We start from the raw sequence: 17020 nt of genomic DNA, 5'->3' as shown, positions 1-17020 counted from the left end.
GATGTCGTTTCCATCGGGGCTAAAAATTACCGTTTACAAAACAACTTTTTTATAAAATTATAAAATTCAAAAAAATGCCAAAGCAATTCTCTGATTTAGGAATTTCAACACCCATATTAAAAGCAATAAATGAATTGAAATTTACTGTACCAACAGAAATTCAACAAAAAACAATTCCGTTGCTTTTATCAAATACAACGGATCTGGTTGGACTTGCTAAAACAGGTACAGGAAAAACAGCGGCATTTGGACTACCCATATTACAATTAATAGATACTAATATATCTGTTATTCAAGCAGTAATTCTTGTGCCAACAAGAGAACTGGGACAACAAATATTTAAGAATTTAGAATCATTTGCTAAATTCCTGCCTGAAGTTTCTATTGCGGCAACTTGCGGAGGGATTCCAATCAAACCACAAATAGAAAGACTTTCGTTACCTACACATATTGTAGTAGCAACACCTGGACGTTTAATTGATTTGATTCAGCGCAAAGCGATAAACTTAAAAGAAACCAGATTCCTCGTACTTGATGAAGCTGATGAAATGGTTACCATATTAAAAGAAGGTTTAGACGAAATCATCGCCGAATTACCTACAAATCACAATACCTTTTTATTCTCGGCAACAATGCCAGGAACCATAAAACAACTGATTCAAAACTACTTAAACAAAAACGTAGTTCAAGTTAGTGCTAATATGGAAACAATAGGAAATCAAGGAATCGATCACGAATATATTGTGGTGGATCCAATTGAAAAACTAGATGTTTTAATGCATTTCTTAAATACTAAAGAAGGGGAACGCGGAATTATTTTTTGTAAAACGAAAGCAGCAGTCAATAAATTGGCTAAAAATCTGGCAATTAATAGATTTTCATCAGGCGCATTGCACGGTAGTTTATCACAAGGAATTAGAGACAGAATCATGGAGCAATTCCGTGAAGGACATATCAATATATTAGTCGCGACTGATTTAGCAGCAAGAGGAATTGACGTAAAGGAAATCTCTTATGTAGTTAATTATCATTTACCGGACGTTTACGAAGCATATGTTCATCGTAGTGGAAGAACAGCAAGAGCGGGAGCAAAGGGACTTTCTTTAACGGTTTTACAACCAGAAGAAGTAATTGAAATTGCTGATTTTAAAAAAGAGTTGGGAATAAAATTTACTCAATTCAAAAAACCAACCGTTGCCAGCATCGAAGAAAACAATACCTTATTGTGGGCCAAACAAATTTTCAAAACCAAGCCAAATCATGATGTTGCAGCAGAATTAAAAGAAAAAATAAAAACAGTTTTTCATCATTTGACTAAAGATGAATTAATTGAAAAATTATTGGCTAATTATATCCTTCAAAACAAAAATGAGCCTTTAGAAAAGCCCGTTAAAAAACTAAAAAAGAAGTAAAAAATTCTTTTCTACATACAATTTGCAAAACCATTGCAATTACTTTAAAAAGTAATGCAATGGTTTTTTTGTAAAAATCCTATATTCAAAATTGGATAAAAAACACAATGATTTTCTTATAAGTAAAACATCTAAGTCAATTCTCGAAAAGCCTTTTAGAACTGTATTTATCGACACAATTTAAAAAAGAATAACTAATAAAAATTGATTTGAGATATTGGGTTATTATACGCCATTCCATTTTATCGCAGATTAAAAAAAAATGTATTTAAATAAAAAAGATACTTCTGCTTAAAAAAAATAGAAACTTTGAAACTTTCTAACGCTATCGTTTTCGTTGAGAATAAAGTGGAAAAGTCCCAAAAATACTAATGAAACAGTTGTTTTTTAACCCTATTTTAATATTAATTATTCGAGTCTCCTTTATAATTTATGTAATTTTGTAACAATTATTTTTTATAAAACTATATTAAAATTATTATATGGAAATTGTTATTATCGGAGGAGGTTTTGCAGGATTAAATGTTGCGAAAGACTTATTGAATCAAAAAGATATTAATGTCACATTAGTAGATAAAAACAATTATAATTTTTTTCCGCCACTTATCTATCAGGTTGCCACGGCTTTTTTAGAGCCTACAAGTATCAGTTATCCTTTTAGAAAATTTTTTGCAGGAAAAAAAAATCTAAAGTTTCGTCTTGGAAACTTACTTAAAGTAATTCCTGCTGAGAAAAAAATAGTTCTCAATAATGGAGAATTAAAATATGATTACCTTGTCTTTGCAACAGGTGCTGAAACCAGTTATTTTGGAATGGAAAACGTTAAGAAAAATGCCATTCCAATGAAAACACTGAATGATGCCATTGTAATGCGCAATACATTATTAAAAAATCTTGAGAAAGCTGCCATTTGCAAAGATATTCGTGAGCGTAGAAAATTGTTAACTATTGTAGTGGCTGGAGGAGGTCCTACAGGTGTTGAAGTTTCGGGAATGTTTGCTGAGATGAGAAAAAATATTTTGTTAAAAGAATATCCTGAATTAAGTACAACAGCAAGTAATATTTATCTCGTTGACGGAGCCAATGCCGTATTGTCTCCAATGAGTAAAGCGTCACAAGAAGATACACTGGAAGCGCTAACAAAATTAGGTGTTGTAGTAAAATTAAATAACACAGTTACTGATTATATTGATGACACCGTTTATTTTGCTAATGGAGAAACCATTCAAACCAAAAATTTAATTTGGGCTGCAGGAGTTTCAGCAAAAGTTTTCGAAGGAATTCCAACTGAAAGTTATGGTCGCGGAAAAAGAATGACTACTGACGCATTTAATAAAGTTAATGGTACTGAAAATATCTATGCAATCGGCGATACTTGTATTCAGCATACAGATACCGATTTTCCAAATGGACATCCACAAGTAGCACAAGTTGCCATTCAGCAAGGAATCAATTTGGCAAATAACTTTAAATTAATGAATCAAAATAAGCCATTAAAACCCTTTAAATACAATGATAAAGGATCTATGGCTATCATTGGGAAAAATAAGGCTGTAGTTGATTTGCCGAAACCTAAAATGCATTTTAAAGGATTTTTTGCATGGATTATATGGTTGTTTATTCACCTCATTTCATTAATAACGTATCGCAACAGAGTGAAAACATTTTTCAATTGGATGATTGCTTACTTTGCAAAAGATCAGTCTTTGCGTATGATTATCAGACCTGATAAAAAGGTAAAAGCTGAAGTAAAATAAGAATATTTAAATCAAAAATTAATGAACTATTGCAATTCCCTCATCATGAGAAGTTGCAATAGTTTTTTTTATGGTTCGTTTTCCGAAAATTAAAATGATTAATGCCAAAATTGTTGTAACGGCCATAATCACAACCATAGGTAAAATAGAATCTTTTACAAAAATACCCACTGCAAAAGAGGCCAAAGCTCCTAATCCTAACTGAATAGCGCCCATTAAAGCCGAAGCACTTCCCGCATTTCTTGAGAAAGGAGCAAGAGTAAGTCCTGCTGTATTAGGATTTGATATTCCTAAACAACCTAAGAATAAGAATAGTATGGTTATGGTTTCATATAAACCTAAAAGACCATTTATTGCTAAAATAAGGAACAGAATACTAACAATTGATTGCGCTATTAATGAACCATAAATCATTTTTTCACTTGTAAATTTTCTTAACAATAATGAATTAAGCTGGCTGGCACCTATAAAACTTAACGACATAAACGCAAAGATCCATCCGTAGGTTTTAGCGTCTACTTTAAAAATATCCATGAATAAAATTGGAGAAGCTGCTACATAAGTAAACAACCCTGAGAAAGCGATAGCTCCTGTAAAAGCATAGGTATAAAACTGAGGCTCTTTTACAATACTGATAAAGTTTGTAATAATAGGTTTTGGTTTTAATGAAATTGAAGTGTCTGGTTTGAAAGTGTTTGGTAAGCCAATTTGAGCAGCCAAAAGAATTAAAAAACCCATACACATTAATATAAAAAAGACAGTATGCCAACCATAATCAGCTGTTATGTAACCTCCAATTGTAGGCGCTAACATTGGCGAAAGCCCAACAACTAACATCAATAACGAGAATACTTTAGGAATGTCTTTCAAAGGAAATAAATCTCTAACCATAGAAACCGAAGCTACAGCTGCAGCACAACTGCCTATAGCTTGAATAAAACGCAAACCAATAAAAGTATCAATGTCTGTAACAAAAACACAACCTAATGATGCCAAAATGTAAACCAACAAGCCAATAAATAAAGGCTTTTTTCTGCCAAAACGGTCTAATAACGGACCATAAAGTAATTGGCCGGCAGAAATTCCAATAAAATAACTGGACAGCGTCATGGAAACATTAGCGACAGTAGTATTTAAATCTTTTGCAATTCCAGCAAAACCTGGTAAATACATGTCTATTGAAAATGGGCCAAGAGCTGTTAAAGAACCTAAAATTAGAATTAATTTTATATATTTTGTTTTTGAGATGGATTTATCGGTCATCAAATTGCTTTTTTTAATTTTTTGCAAATGTAAATATTTAAGATGCCAATCGAACCACTTTCTTAGGTAATATTATGAATTAAAACCAATTTATCATTTATTAAAAACAGCAAACTAAATAGTAATCAAGTACGTTTCTTTATATGTTTTTTGATAAATATCTTTACTAAACATAAAAAGTTGAGAAGGTCTTTTTGAAACTCCTACTTGTTTTTCATCCAGCTCAATAATGTATTTCTTTGTTAGCAGTTTTCTCCTAAAATTCCGATTGTCGATTCCGTTTCCTAGTATAGATTCATAGGTATCTTGTAATTCTTTGAAGGTAAATTTGTCAGGTAAAAGTTCAAAAATGATAGGTTTGTATAATGCTTTTTCTTTTAAATCTGCATAAGCTTCATTAATGATTTTTTTATGGTCAAATCCTAATTCTGGTAAATCATTTACAGAAAACCATTTTGGGTTATGCTTGTTATTCTCTAAATGAACCTCCTGTGTTTTTAGTAAAAAATAATAAGCTATAGTTATAGTCCGTTTATTAAAATTTTCATTTTGTGCCCAAATCACATCCTTTTCATTCATTAATCGATTTGGATCCCCAAAAACTTTAAATTGTTTTTTATAGACATTATCAAGTCCGGTTAACTCCTTTAAAACTCTGCTTGCAGTTTCGTCTATAGTTTCATTTTCAAAGGTATGATATCCTGTAAGAACAAAATCGTCAACCAGAGGTTCTTGATTTTCTTTAGATTCTAAATAACGTTTTATCAATAATACGTTAAGTGATTTTGTATTGACGTCAAAACCAAAAACGACGCAGTCTACAGATATATTTGGAATTATTTGATGCATCATAATTTAATAAAGAATTGTATTAATATTTTGAAAGAAAGTATCATTTGACATGTCCTTTTAATAGTACAAAACTAATGATTTATTTATAATAACATATTTGGCTTTGTTTTTTGTTTGTAAAGCATTAAACGTCACTATTACGTTATATTTTTTTTTAATAAAATTAATTATTATTTATTGAAAACACATTTATTAAGACTTTATTTTGATAATATTAGATATTTATTTAATTTTTTTATTGTAAATTAAAAAAAAATAATACATTTGAAAAATAATATTCAAAATGACGCTTAATAATATAAAACTATTATACTATTAAAAAAACAAAAAATAATTTAGAAAATTACTTAGAGTATTGATTTTTTGGAAGTACTATAAACATACTTTTTAATCTATATAGTAGTCTTTTAATTCATTTTTAAAACACGTAAAAACCTTTTAATTTTTTTAATATTCGCCTAATGCAGAAAATATTTTTTATACTTCCATTTTTAATTTTATTTATACCAATTTATTCACAAGTTGTGATAACAAATTCAAATTTTTCATTGGGAACAACAGGTCGAATAGGAGTTGGCCTTTCTCCAAATGGCGAAGGGAATATGTGGAAACCGTTGAATCTTTCCGGTCAAGGTTCATTAGGTGGACGAATGGAACAAAATGATTATATCGATATATTGCCAGCCGTACACTTTACTCCAAAAATTATTGGAAAAGATAGCACAAATGTTACTTTCCAAATGCGATTAGGAATGTATTCTGCCAACGGACAGTTTGTGGGAAATGTAAGTACTCGTTCTAATAATGGTTTGACTTTTATTCTTCCCGAAGCCTATATAGAAGCTAGAAATATTATGGGAAGCAAATGGTCTGCCTGGGTGGGATCCCGTTTTCGTCGCTATGATGACATTCACATCAGTGATTATTTTTATTTTGACGATCATTCTGCGCAAGGTTTTGGCGTAAGCCATAAAAATACAGAACTAACCCTGCTAATGCCCGCTTCTTCAGACTCAACAAATGTGTATCCGTATAATTATCAAGTTACCGTTGCCGGTGCAACAAATCCTGCTATTCGCCAACGCATGGTTTGGATTGGAGAACATAGTATTCATTTGAAAAATGATAATGTAATTAAACTTTTGGGAGAGTTTCATTATGTTTCGGCAAACTCAAAAAACGCTTCTAAAAATTATCCTTCTGATAATGGCTGGGTTGCTGGAATTAAGTATAATAATCCGCTCAAAACTGCTTTACCAGGTTCATTCAATCAATTTTCGGTTCGATATGGCTCCGGAATTGCTAATGGGGGTGATAATGGAAATACTTTTACTTGGGCGACTTATGGAGCACCAGATTCAGAAGGTAAATATACAAATGCCTATTCCTTTTCAATGGTAGAACATTTTCTATTAAACCTGTCACAAAAATTCAGCATTAACGGATATGGTGTTTTTACAAAAAGTAAAGGTGGTTCTACAAGTACAAATACAGATGAATATTTCAACGGAAATCAGTTGTACAATCAAAAAATAGATTTTGTTGTAGGCTTCAGAAGTTTTTTTTATGTTACGAAATGGCTGCACTTAATTGAAGAAGTACATTATGCAATACGAAAAGATGGAGATAATCCAGAAGCTAATATGTGGAAATTTTCTTTTGCTCCCACTATTGTTCCATTAGGAAAAAAAGATCCTTGGAGTCGTCCTCACATTCGTCTTGTTTACACGCTCGCACACTACAACGATTACGCCCGTGATCATAATTACTCCCCTTATTTACAAGTGAACCAAAAAAGCTGGGGTTCCTATATGGGAGTGAAAACAGAATGGTGGTTATTTTAAAACAAGAAGTTTTAAAATAGAAATAACTTTAAAATTATAGAAATATGCCAATTTTTGGAACAACAATTTTATCTTTTATCTCCGGATGGACTGCTGAAGGAGGTCTTTTTGCAATAGAAAAAACTGCTGAATATGGTTTTGATATGCTTGAAATTATTTTACCGGCTTCATTAGATTTTGATGCTAAAAAAACAAAAAAACTACTTGATGAAAACCATATTTCAGGGCGTTGCACGTTGAATTTACCCAAAAACTGTCACATTACTTTATACCCAGAGCAAGCCACATCGCTTATTAAATTAGCTCTTGATAAAGTAGCTGAAATGGAAGGTGATTTTTTAGGAGGGGTTTTACATTCTTCCATTGGGACATTCACAGGAAATCCATGTACAAAAGAGGAAAGGATAATCATTCAGCAAGTATTTAGTGAAGTTGCTGATTATGCAAATAAAAATAATATTACGATTGCTCCTGAACCCATTAATCGGTACGAAAGTTATGTATTTACAACAGCTGATGAAGTCTTAAATATGATCGAAGGTATTGGCAAATCTAATATAGGATTGCATCTTGATACTTTTCACATGAATATTGAAGAACAGAATTTCTATGATCCGATTATTCGTGCAGGCAATAGGTTGAAACATGTGCATATAACCGAAAGTGATCGCGGTATGACTGGTGAAGGCAATGTACATTGGGATTATTTTTTTAAAGCTTTAGCAGCAATTAATTATCAAGGTCCGCTAGTCTTGGAGAATTTTTCTTCCGAAATCAAAGCATTAGTTGGGCCAACTTCCTTGTGGAGGCCTTCAAAATACAACTCGGAAGATCTCGCTAAAGGTAGTCTTGCTTTTATGAGGGAAATGGTCAGTAAATGGTACACTATTCAAATATAATTAAACCTGAAAAAAGCAATTATCCAATGCTTTTTTTATAATAAATCGCAAAAAAATGAAAAAAAAATTAAAAGGTGTTTGTTTTGGAGAAATCCTTTTTGATGTATTTCTGGAACATAAAAAAATTGGTGGAGCTCCGCTAAATGTGGCTTCAAGATTAAGTTCGCTAGGAGGGGAGGTTTCCGTTATCAGTGGAGTAGGGAACGATTTACACGGAAAAGAATTAATAGAGTATTTGAATGTTTCAGGAATTAATACTGATGCTGTTCAAGTAAAGGATAATTATCCAACGGGTTTAGTCAATGTTATTTTGAATGAGAAAGGAAATGCATCGTATGATATCAATTATCCATCGGCTTGGGACAAAATTGAAACTTCAAATGAGAATATTTCAATCGTAAAAAATGCAGATTTTTTTGTTTACGGAAGTCTGTCTTCAAGAGATTCAGTTTCCAGAAATACATTGGATCAACTTTTAGCTGTAGCCAAATATAAAATATTTGATGTGAATTTAAGAGTGCCGCATTACACCAAGAAAAATGTTTTGGATTTATTACAAGAATCTGATTTCATTAAGTTTAACGATGATGAGTTAAATGAAATTTGCGAAGATTTAAATTCAAATAAAAAGTCATTGGAGCAAAATATTAAATTCATTGCAAAGGAAACCAATACAGATACTGTATGTGTTACTTTAGGATCTCATGGAGCAGTATTATATTGTAATGACACTTTTTATCATAATTGCGGCTTCAAAGTAAATGTAGTCGATACTGTGGGGTCCGGAGATTCTTTTTTAGCTTCATTAATCATAATGTTGCTCAATGGAGAAGACCCTCAATATGCAATTAATTTCGCTAGTGCTGTAGGCGCTATTGTTGCTCAAAACGAAGGTGCCAATCCTATAATTCTGCAATCAGAAATAGAGGATTTTTTATGTGGTTTTGAACACACTAATTCTGATGTAAAAAAATCAAACACATTTCAAACAATTAATTAAACTTAACCATGAATCAATTCAAAAAAATTCCCATAGTCAGCAAAGAATTAGTTTTTCAATTTATCATAATAACCATATTATTTGCCCTTTGGGGAATAGCAAATGAATTAACAGCTCCGATGGTATCTACTTTTAAAAAGGTAATGCCTGAACTCTCCAATTTGCAGGCATCATTTGTTCAAATGGCGTTCTATTTTGGTTACTTTTTTATGGCTTTCCCAGCTGCACTTTTTATTAGAAAATACAGTTACAAATCAGGAATTATATTAGGCCTTATTTTATATGCAACTGGAGCCTTTTTGTTTTATCCTGCAGCTCATTATCAAAATTATACTTTTTTTCTTATTTCACTTTGGGTAATTACTTGTGGTTTGGCCTTTTTGGAGACAACATCAAATCCTTTGATTTTATTCTTAGGTAACAACGAAACGGCAACACAACGTTTAAATTTAGCTCAAGCATTCAATCCAATTGGAGCTATAACAGGATTAGTGTTGGCACAGCAATTGGTTATTGGAAGCATAAAATCAAATAGTTATACGCCGGAAACATTCAAAGCCTTATCTTCGGGTGAATTAGCATCTATTAGAGAACATGATTTAAATATTATTAGTATTCCTTATATTGGATTAGGAATTTTTGTATTAGCCATTTTGATTATCATCATCTTTACTAAAATGCCAAAAACGGTTCATGAAGAAAAAATGTCTATATCTGAATCATTCAAAAAATTATTGGCTAACAAAAATTATAAAAATGGAGTAATTGCGCAAGCATTTTACGTAGGTGCACAAATCTTATGTTGGACTTTTATGTACCAATATGTTGATAATATCAATCATACATTTGGGCTACATATAACTGCAACAAACTACAATATTGGAGCAATGTTATTATTTTTATCAGGAAGATGGATAGGTACAGCTATGATGAAAAATATAAATCCTTCAAAAATGCTAATATATTTTGGTATTGGAGGAATGATTTGCGTATCTGGAGCGATACTATTACAAGGAATGCCTGGATTGATTTCATTAATTTCAGTATCAATTTTCATGTCAATTATGTTCCCTACAATCTATGGTATTGCTTTAAAAGATATGGGAGATGAAGCTAAAATTGGATCTTCAGGTTTGGTTATGGCAATTGTAGGTGGAGCATTAATGCCATTATTGCAAGCAAGTATATTAGATTGGGGAGGACCTGGGTTTTCAGATTTGAAAATTTTTGGATTTATTCCTGAAGTAAATTTCTCGTTTATTTTACCTTTAATCTGTTTGGCTGTTGTTACTTTATATGGTTATAGCACTTATAAATCATCAAAAAAGAGTGTAATTGAAAAGGCTAACGTAATCGTAGACGCAGTATTTTAACTTAATTAGAATTTTTAATTAAAAAAGAAACGAACAGTTAATGATATTGTTCGTTTCTTTTTTGTTTGAAAAAGCAATACTTTCCATAACTGTAGAAAAAATACTTAAATTTATTTGAAAAATTATAATAATTATTTATTAACTTTTATTTTACGGATTTTGGTGTCGAATAAATCCTAAAAAGCTCAGACATTAAAAAAGTAGAAGCCTCAGAGTATGCTGTAGTCATAGATTCATCCCATAGGTCAACATCTTTATTAAAGGACTTCATTAAATCAGCATTATTAATAGGAATAGCCAAATAATAAACATTACTCCACATTTTAGAAGTTGCTATAAGAATTAAACCAGCAGAAACACCATCTTTCTCACGAACTAAAGATTTGAATTTAAAATCATATAAGGGAGTAGAATAGCTTGTAACGTCATCAATCCGATAGCCTCTTTTTACATCAAGACCAGAAGATATTTGAATTTTATAACCTTTAGTCATATAATTATATTCCTCTAAAGTAGTTCCATCTGGTTTATCTTGAGCATAACAAAAAGCGGTAAACATAATAAGTAACAAGGTAATTTTTTTCATAATGATTTTTTTGTAGGTTAAATATTTATAAAATGATTTCAAATATAATGCCAAAAATTAACTTATTTACAATTTTTCAAGTACCTCTTTCAATGGAATATTTTGCATTATAATTTATATTATGTAAAATAGAATTTAATAAAAATTCAAAATTGATTCAATTACTATTTAAAATAAAAAAGCACTACCTTTCAGCAATGCTTTTGTGTTATAATATTTTTAAAGTAGTTATTTAACTGAAAATGGAATATTCCAATTTTCCCAGCTTAAAACAATAGTATCTTTATTTATTGAGTAAACCAATTTCTCGGCAATTGTAGACGCAGCTATTTGTTTTACAGTAACTCTTAACTGATCTTGTTTAGCATTATATTTATAAGCTCCCCATTGTTTTGGTTCTTTATTAAAAATGATTATACATTCCTTTTCATTTGGAATAACAAAAAAAGAATATTTTCCTGCAGGTAATTTAGCTCCTTCAATTGTTAGGTCTTTATCTGTTTCAAATGTAGTTGCTTCATTTGCTCCAGCACGCCAAACCTCATTAAATGGAACTAATCCACCCCAAATTTGTCTTCCTTTGACAGAAGGACTACTATAATTAATACTAATTGTAGCGTCATTAATTTTTCCTGTCGCAACAGCTGCCGGGCTTGCTTTTTCTTGAGCATTCAAGAAATTTATAAACAATAATGCAAAGGTTAAAAAGGGGATTTTTTTAAGTAATCTCATGATTTAAAATGTTTTAGTTATGATTACAAACTTAAAATAACTTTATTTAATTTATATAAATTCTTACTAATTTTAAGAAAAAAATAAGGATTGTTAAATTTATTTGTTTTACTACATTATTGACAGTATTCTAATTGTTTAATTTATTATTTTTACAATCAATACTTTATTTATTTGCCAAAAAATATGAATACAATTGCTGAGCACATTGCTGATTTTTTAAAGGAATATCCACCATTTAATCACTTGACTTTCCAAGAATTATCTGAAATTGCCACAAATATTCGTGTAGTAAATTTAGAAAAACATAAAGTATTATTTCAAATTAATGATGTTTTACACGATAGTTTTTACGTTGTAGCTTCGGGAGTTATCAATTTGTCAGTCATTGCTGATGCTGAAGAAACATTATTGAACAAATGTCATGAAGGAGATATTTTTGGTTTACGTCCATTTTTTGCCAAAAACAACTATATGATGACTGCTAAAGCCCGAGAAGAAAGTATTATTTATGCTATACCTATAGCTACTTTTCGTCCTTTTGTGGCTAATAATTCTGAAGTTTTGAACTTTTTATTAGAGAGTTTTGCTACAAACACAAGAAATCCAAAAGACAAAGAAAATCTAAACGGAAAACTTATTTCGGACAATGTTTTCTATTCTGATCAGCAATCTGAAATGCAATATTTTCAGTCTCTATCATATAATAATTCTCCTTTAATTACAACAAAAAACGCGATTGTTCAGGATGTTGCACAACTGATGACAGAAGCCTTAATAAACAATATTATTGTTTGTGATAACACTATTCCTATTGGTATTGTTACAGATACTGACATGCGTTCAAAAATTGCTACTGGTCGATTTCCAATAACAATTTCGGTAGATAAAATAATGTCATCACCAGTAATAACAGTTTTAGAAAATGTTTCTCTTGCTGAAGCACAATTACTGATGTTAAAGCACAATGTAACTCATTTATGCGTTACACAGGACGGTACTAATCAGTCTTCAATAAAAGGGATTATTTCCGAAAGAGATTTAATTGTTGCACAAGCCAGTAATCCTGGTGTATTAATAAAAGAAATAAAACGGTCCCAAACTCCTAAAGATTTAAAACAAATACGGGAACGACTTTCTGACCTTATTCAAAATTCAATTCATAAAAATATTCCTCTTTCTCATGTAAATAATATCGCCAGCGAAATTAATATGGCAATAATTAAACGTTCGGTAGAATTATCAATTTTAGATTTAGGCTCCCCTCCTGCTCGATTTGCTTGGTTAAGTATAGGTAGTCAAGGAAGAAAAGAGCAATTGTTATTAACGGATCAGGATAGTATTTTAATTTTTGAGGATGTTACTCCTGATAAATATAGAGATGTAAAAGATTATTTTCTTAAATTAGGAAAAAAGACTACTGCTACTTTAGAAAAAGTAGGTTATGAATTATGTCCAAACGGACATATGGGAAGTAATATGCTATGGTGTAAATCACTGACAGATTGGACAAAACAATACAACAGTTGGATGAATACTCCAGGTGAAAACAGCAATGATTTGAGCAGTATCTTTTTTGATTATGAAATTGCTTTTGGCGAACAAAGAATAGAAGAAGCTATAGGAAATGTTATTTTCAAAAATGCACAAAATAATACCCTCTTTTTTGATTTCTTAGGAAATGATGCTTTAAAGAAAAATTCCCCTTTAAGTTTTTTCAAAAAATTCATTGTTGAAGAGGAAGGCCCGAATAAAGATAAATTTGATATAAAAACCCGTGCTTTAATGCCTCTGATTGATGCAGCTCGTTTATTTGTTTTAAACTACAATTTAAAAGGAATTAACAATACCTATTTACGATTCAAACAATTAGCAATTACTGACGCCAAAAATGCAGAGATTTATCTTAATTGTGCAGAAGCCTTTTTGACATTATCAAAATTTAGAACATTAGAAGGTTTAAAAAATGACAATTCGGGTCAGTTTATAAATTTGAATGAATTATCAAAAATTGATAAAGAGAAATTAAAAAATGCTTTTGCTCCAATGAAAGAATTAGAGGAGTTAATTAAAAGTAAATTTCAACTTACACAATTTTCATAACATGTTAGACTGGCTTAAAAATATTAATAAAGAACACCCAGAATTTTGGAAAACGTATATTTCAAAATTTGAAAAAAAACCGAATCGTTTTGTTATTTTATCAACTGAAACTTCAGGCTTAAATCCTACTAAAGACGTTATTTTATCGATCGGTTCTTTTGCGGTAGTCAATAACAGTGTTATTATTGGAGATAGTTTTGAAGCGGTTTTATTACAATATAAATTTTTACACGATAACGGACTTTCTAATGAGTTTATAGTTGAAAGTAAAATGAAAAAGCTTGGAGAATCTGAAGCAATCCAGTCTTTAATAGTTTTTATAGGAAATGCAGTTTTAGTGGGACACCATATCGATTTTGATGTAGAAATGATTAATGCAGCTCTTGAAAGATTAGATTGTGGTCGATTAAAAAATGAAGCTTTAGATATAGATGTAATGTATCGAAAACTTCTGGATATAAACGACCGCCAATTTTCTTTGGACGAATTGTGTACTATTTTCAAAATTCCAAAAAGCGATAGAAATTCTTCTTCTGAGGATGCTTACAAAATTGCTTTACTCTTTTTAAAATTAAAATCTAGATTGGGGATAAAGTAATTGATTCCTTGAATCAATAATTGAAGCTTTTAAGAGGGATTCAATTGGACAACTTTATTCCTTCCCAAAAACGCCCATGATGACTAATCGAAACCGGGCTAGCTTTTTGGGTTTGACTATCAATTATAAAAGGAATTCCATTTATTTTACTGATTTTAGTTTTAGTATTTAAACTCTTTATTGCATTAAAATATTCTTTTTTTGCAACTGCAATAGAATGAATAAATTCCTCTGAAATAATCGTATGTGTAAAATATGTATTTCCATTACAGGTAACAGTCCCTAAAGTTTCACTCTCATAATGGCACTCTAATTGCAAAGGGAAAAATGCCCTAATTCCTGTTTCCCTATTATAGATTTTATAAGCAGCTTCTTTCCTGCTCCATAAATTCCAAACCATAACTTCAGGATTAATGACATTAAAAATTAATAACTGCTCTTTTGGAGTAAAGATTTTATCTAAAAATCCTTTCCGTTTCCAATTGCTTTCTTTTTTGGCTAAAGCCAAATCTATAATGTCGTTTCCAATCACTTTTCAGCTAATTTTGTTTCAATTATCGCCATAGCTGCTTTCAAATCAAGCATTTTTTCCATAGATTCATTATCGATTATAATATTAAATTCTTCTTCAATATCTAAAATCACATCAACCAAATTAGCGGAATTTATTTTTAAATCATTAATAAAATCAGTGTCCTCGGTAAGATTATCAAAAGCCACTTTATTTTGAACATAAGGCTTAATAATATTTTTTAATTTCTCAATTATTTCTTGTTTGTCCATAGTTTGTTTATTTCTTAGCGTTGATTCTTAGTTTTTTTTTAATTCATTTCAAATTTAAAATGGGCGAATTTGTGACTAAATATACTTTTTAAAAATTACACAACCGTTCACATCTCCAAAACCAAAACTGGCTTTGGCAATAATATTTATCTCTTTTTCAATCAATCGTATCGGAATTCTTGATTCGTCAATCAGAGCGGTAATTTCAGGGTTTAAATCAGCGCAATTAATATTCGGGAAAATAAATCCTTCATCTAATTGCAATATTGAGGCCACACTTTCTATACTCCCTGCTCCTGATAAGCAATGTCCAACCATTGATTTCAAGGAGTTTATATAGGGGAAATCTTTTTCTTTCCTGTCCAAAGCTTCACTCCAATTCTGAATTTCTAAACTATCTTTGGATGTGGCTGTTAAATGTCCATTTATAGCGTCAATATCATTGGCAGAAATTCCAGCATTTTCAATGGCATTTTTAATACATTTTTGAACGGCTATGGGATTTGGAGCAGTCATAGTTCCTAAACCGCGTTGACCACCAGAATTTACATTTCCTCCCAAAATTTCTGCGTAGATTTTAGCACCTCGTGCCAATGCACTTTCTAAATCTTCCAAGACTAAAGCTCCTGCTCCACTTCCTGGAACAAAACCTGATGCACTTTCAGACATTGGCCTTGAGCCTTGTTCCGGATTTTCATTATGTTTAAAAGTACAGACTTTCATAGCATCAAATCCACCCCAAATATAGGGTCCAGAATCACTTGTACTTCCAGCCAAAATACGTTTTGCCCGCCCTGATTTTATACGCTCATACGCCATCAAAATACTTTCGGTTCCTGTTGTACATGCAGAAGAATTTGTAGTGACTTGGTTTCCTAATCCTAATTTTCCTGCTAAGTAGGCACTCACACCGCTATTCATTGTTTGTACCACGGCTGTACTTCCTAATCTTCGGGTTTGAAAATCGTCTATTTTATAAATGCTTTCTCGAAATTTATCAATTCCTGATGTTCCTGCCCCAAAAATAGTTCCACTATCCCAATCCGGTTCTTCATTAATTTCTAATGATAAACCCGCATCTTTCCATGCATCAATTCCAGCAATAACACCATATAAAATTCCCGTTGAATTGAAATTTCTCAATTCTAATTCCGAAAAATACTGTAATGCTAATTCAGTAGAAATTTCAGGTTTCCCCGCAATCTGACAAGAAAATTGCAATCTTTCTAATTCTGTATCATGTTTGATTCCCGAAATGCCATTTTTTATAGCATGAGTAAAAGCGTCAAGTCCTACTCCGTTTGGAGCAACAACACCAAGTCCTGTAATTACGACACGTTTTTTCATTTGCAATTTAAATTTCAATAATAGATTAAAAGCCTAAACTATCATTCCCGCGATTGTTCCTGTACAAACCAATTCTCCCTTTTTATTTAGTATCTTCACTTTGCATTTTAATTTTCCAAATCTAAAATATATTTTTTCTGAAATAACAATTACTTTTTCATTTGGAAATACAGGTTTTAAAAACTCTATTTCTGTTGATGTTAAAGCAATTGAAGTGTTTTTATTAAATGAATCATTTAATAAAAAAATCCCTAAACAAGCTAACCCAATTTGCGCCATAACTTCAGTTAAAATTACACCTGGAGTTACCGGATTATCTTTAAAATGCCCTTTATAAAAATCTAACGATTCGTCAAAGGTATAGTTTCCTTCTACCCCATTTTCGTCAATTCGTACAAGCTCATCTACAAACAAAAAAGGTTTAGAATAGGGTAATTTTGATATGATTTCTTCTTTTCTCATTGGGCTAAA

The 17020-nt window shown here is 31.0% G+C and carries 16 protein-coding genes; 8 read left to right on the top strand and 8 right to left on the bottom strand.

Going from position 1 to position 17020, the window contains the following annotated elements; translation table 11 throughout:
* The first annotated feature begins 74 nt into the window (after window positions 1-74).
* Both T410_RS13240 and T410_RS13235 read left to right on the top strand, forming a co-directional pair.
* Complete coding sequence (locus T410_RS13240) at window positions 75-1412, top strand: DEAD/DEAH box helicase (RefSeq protein ID WP_035672556.1); 1338 nt, start codon at window positions 75-77, stop codon at window positions 1410-1412.
* A 482-nt stretch (window positions 1413-1894) separates the two neighbouring features.
* Window positions 1895-3169, top strand: coding sequence for an NAD(P)/FAD-dependent oxidoreductase (locus T410_RS13235; RefSeq protein WP_035672553.1), 1275 nt, complete (start codon window positions 1895-1897; stop codon window positions 3167-3169).
* Window positions 3170-3187: 18 nt separating this feature from the next.
* On the opposite strand, the gene T410_RS13230 is transcribed toward T410_RS13235, so the two are convergent.
* A complete protein-coding gene (locus T410_RS13230) occupies window positions 3188-4432 on the bottom strand; it encodes a multidrug effflux MFS transporter (protein ID WP_369793030.1) in 1245 nt (414 codons plus the stop codon).
* 114 nt (window positions 4433-4546) lie between these two features.
* Complete coding sequence (locus T410_RS13225; protein WP_051929424.1) at window positions 4547-5284, bottom strand: NUDIX domain-containing protein; 738 nt, start codon at window positions 5282-5284, stop codon at window positions 4547-4549.
* Window positions 5285-5745: 461 nt separating this feature from the next.
* Between T410_RS13225 and T410_RS13220 the strand changes: the two genes are divergently transcribed.
* The 4 genes from T410_RS13220 to fucP are packed head-to-tail and all read left to right on the top strand — an operon-like array spanning window position 5746 to window position 10400.
* A complete protein-coding gene (locus T410_RS13220) occupies window positions 5746-7128 on the top strand; it encodes a carbohydrate porin (protein ID WP_035672548.1) in 1383 nt (460 codons plus the stop codon).
* A gap of 44 nt (window positions 7129-7172) precedes the next feature.
* Complete coding sequence (locus tag T410_RS13215; RefSeq protein WP_035672546.1) at window positions 7173-8027, top strand: sugar phosphate isomerase/epimerase; 855 nt, start codon at window positions 7173-7175, stop codon at window positions 8025-8027.
* A gap of 55 nt (window positions 8028-8082) precedes the next feature.
* Window positions 8083-9027 carry a carbohydrate kinase gene (locus tag T410_RS13210; RefSeq protein ID WP_035672543.1) on the top strand — a complete coding sequence of 315 codons (945 nt, stop codon included), beginning with the start codon at window positions 8083-8085 and terminating at the stop codon, window positions 9025-9027.
* 8 nt (window positions 9028-9035) lie between these two features.
* Window positions 9036-10400, top strand: coding sequence for an L-fucose:H+ symporter permease (fucP, locus tag T410_RS13205; protein ID WP_035672541.1), 1365 nt, complete (start codon window positions 9036-9038; stop codon window positions 10398-10400).
* Window positions 10401-10545: 145 nt separating this feature from the next.
* On the opposite strand, the gene T410_RS13200 is transcribed toward fucP, so the two are convergent.
* Both T410_RS13200 and T410_RS13195 read right to left on the bottom strand, forming a co-directional pair.
* Window positions 10546-10986 carry a hypothetical protein gene (locus T410_RS13200; protein ID WP_035672540.1) on the bottom strand — a complete coding sequence of 147 codons (441 nt, stop codon included), beginning with the start codon at window positions 10984-10986 and terminating at the stop codon, window positions 10546-10548.
* A 228-nt stretch (window positions 10987-11214) separates the two neighbouring features.
* On the bottom strand, window positions 11215-11718 hold the full coding sequence (locus T410_RS13195) for a DUF2911 domain-containing protein (protein WP_035672537.1): 504 nt from the start codon (window positions 11716-11718) through the stop codon (window positions 11215-11217).
* Window positions 11719-11904: 186 nt separating this feature from the next.
* On the opposite strand from T410_RS13195, the gene T410_RS13190 reads away from it, so the two are divergent.
* Entirely contained in the window at window positions 11905-13821 is a 1917-nt protein-coding gene (locus T410_RS13190) for a DUF294 nucleotidyltransferase-like domain-containing protein (protein WP_035672534.1), read from the top strand.
* Between the two features lies 1 nt (window position 13822).
* Complete coding sequence (locus T410_RS13185) at window positions 13823-14419, top strand: PolC-type DNA polymerase III (protein WP_035672531.1); 597 nt, start codon at window positions 13823-13825, stop codon at window positions 14417-14419.
* A gap of 40 nt (window positions 14420-14459) precedes the next feature.
* Here the strand turns inward: T410_RS13185 and T410_RS13180 are convergent, their stop codons facing one another.
* From T410_RS13180 to T410_RS13165, 4 genes are all read right to left on the bottom strand, one after another.
* Window positions 14460-14951: a 4'-phosphopantetheinyl transferase superfamily protein gene (locus T410_RS13180; RefSeq protein WP_035672529.1), complete on the bottom strand. Its 492-nt coding sequence runs from the start codon at window positions 14949-14951 to the stop codon at window positions 14460-14462.
* Window positions 14948-15202: an acyl carrier protein gene (locus T410_RS13175; RefSeq protein ID WP_035672526.1), complete on the bottom strand. Its 255-nt coding sequence runs from the start codon at window positions 15200-15202 to the stop codon at window positions 14948-14950. Before T410_RS13175 ends, T410_RS13180 begins: the two co-directional genes overlap by 4 nt.
* 75 nt (window positions 15203-15277) lie before the next feature.
* Entirely contained in the window at window positions 15278-16549 is a 1272-nt protein-coding gene (locus tag T410_RS13170; RefSeq protein ID WP_035672524.1) for a beta-ketoacyl synthase, read from the bottom strand.
* A 33-nt stretch (window positions 16550-16582) separates the two neighbouring features.
* Window positions 16583-17011: a 3-hydroxyacyl-ACP dehydratase FabZ family protein gene (locus tag T410_RS13165; RefSeq protein ID WP_035672521.1), complete on the bottom strand. Its 429-nt coding sequence runs from the start codon at window positions 17009-17011 to the stop codon at window positions 16583-16585.
* Window positions 17012-17020: the final 9 nt, after the last annotated feature.

The organism is Flavobacterium sp. 83, from assembly GCF_000744835.1.
Lineage (GTDB): Bacteria > Bacteroidota > Bacteroidia > Flavobacteriales > Flavobacteriaceae > Flavobacterium.
The sequence above is the reverse complement of the archived record's forward strand: the minus strand, read 5'-3'. Positions and strand labels throughout refer to the sequence as shown.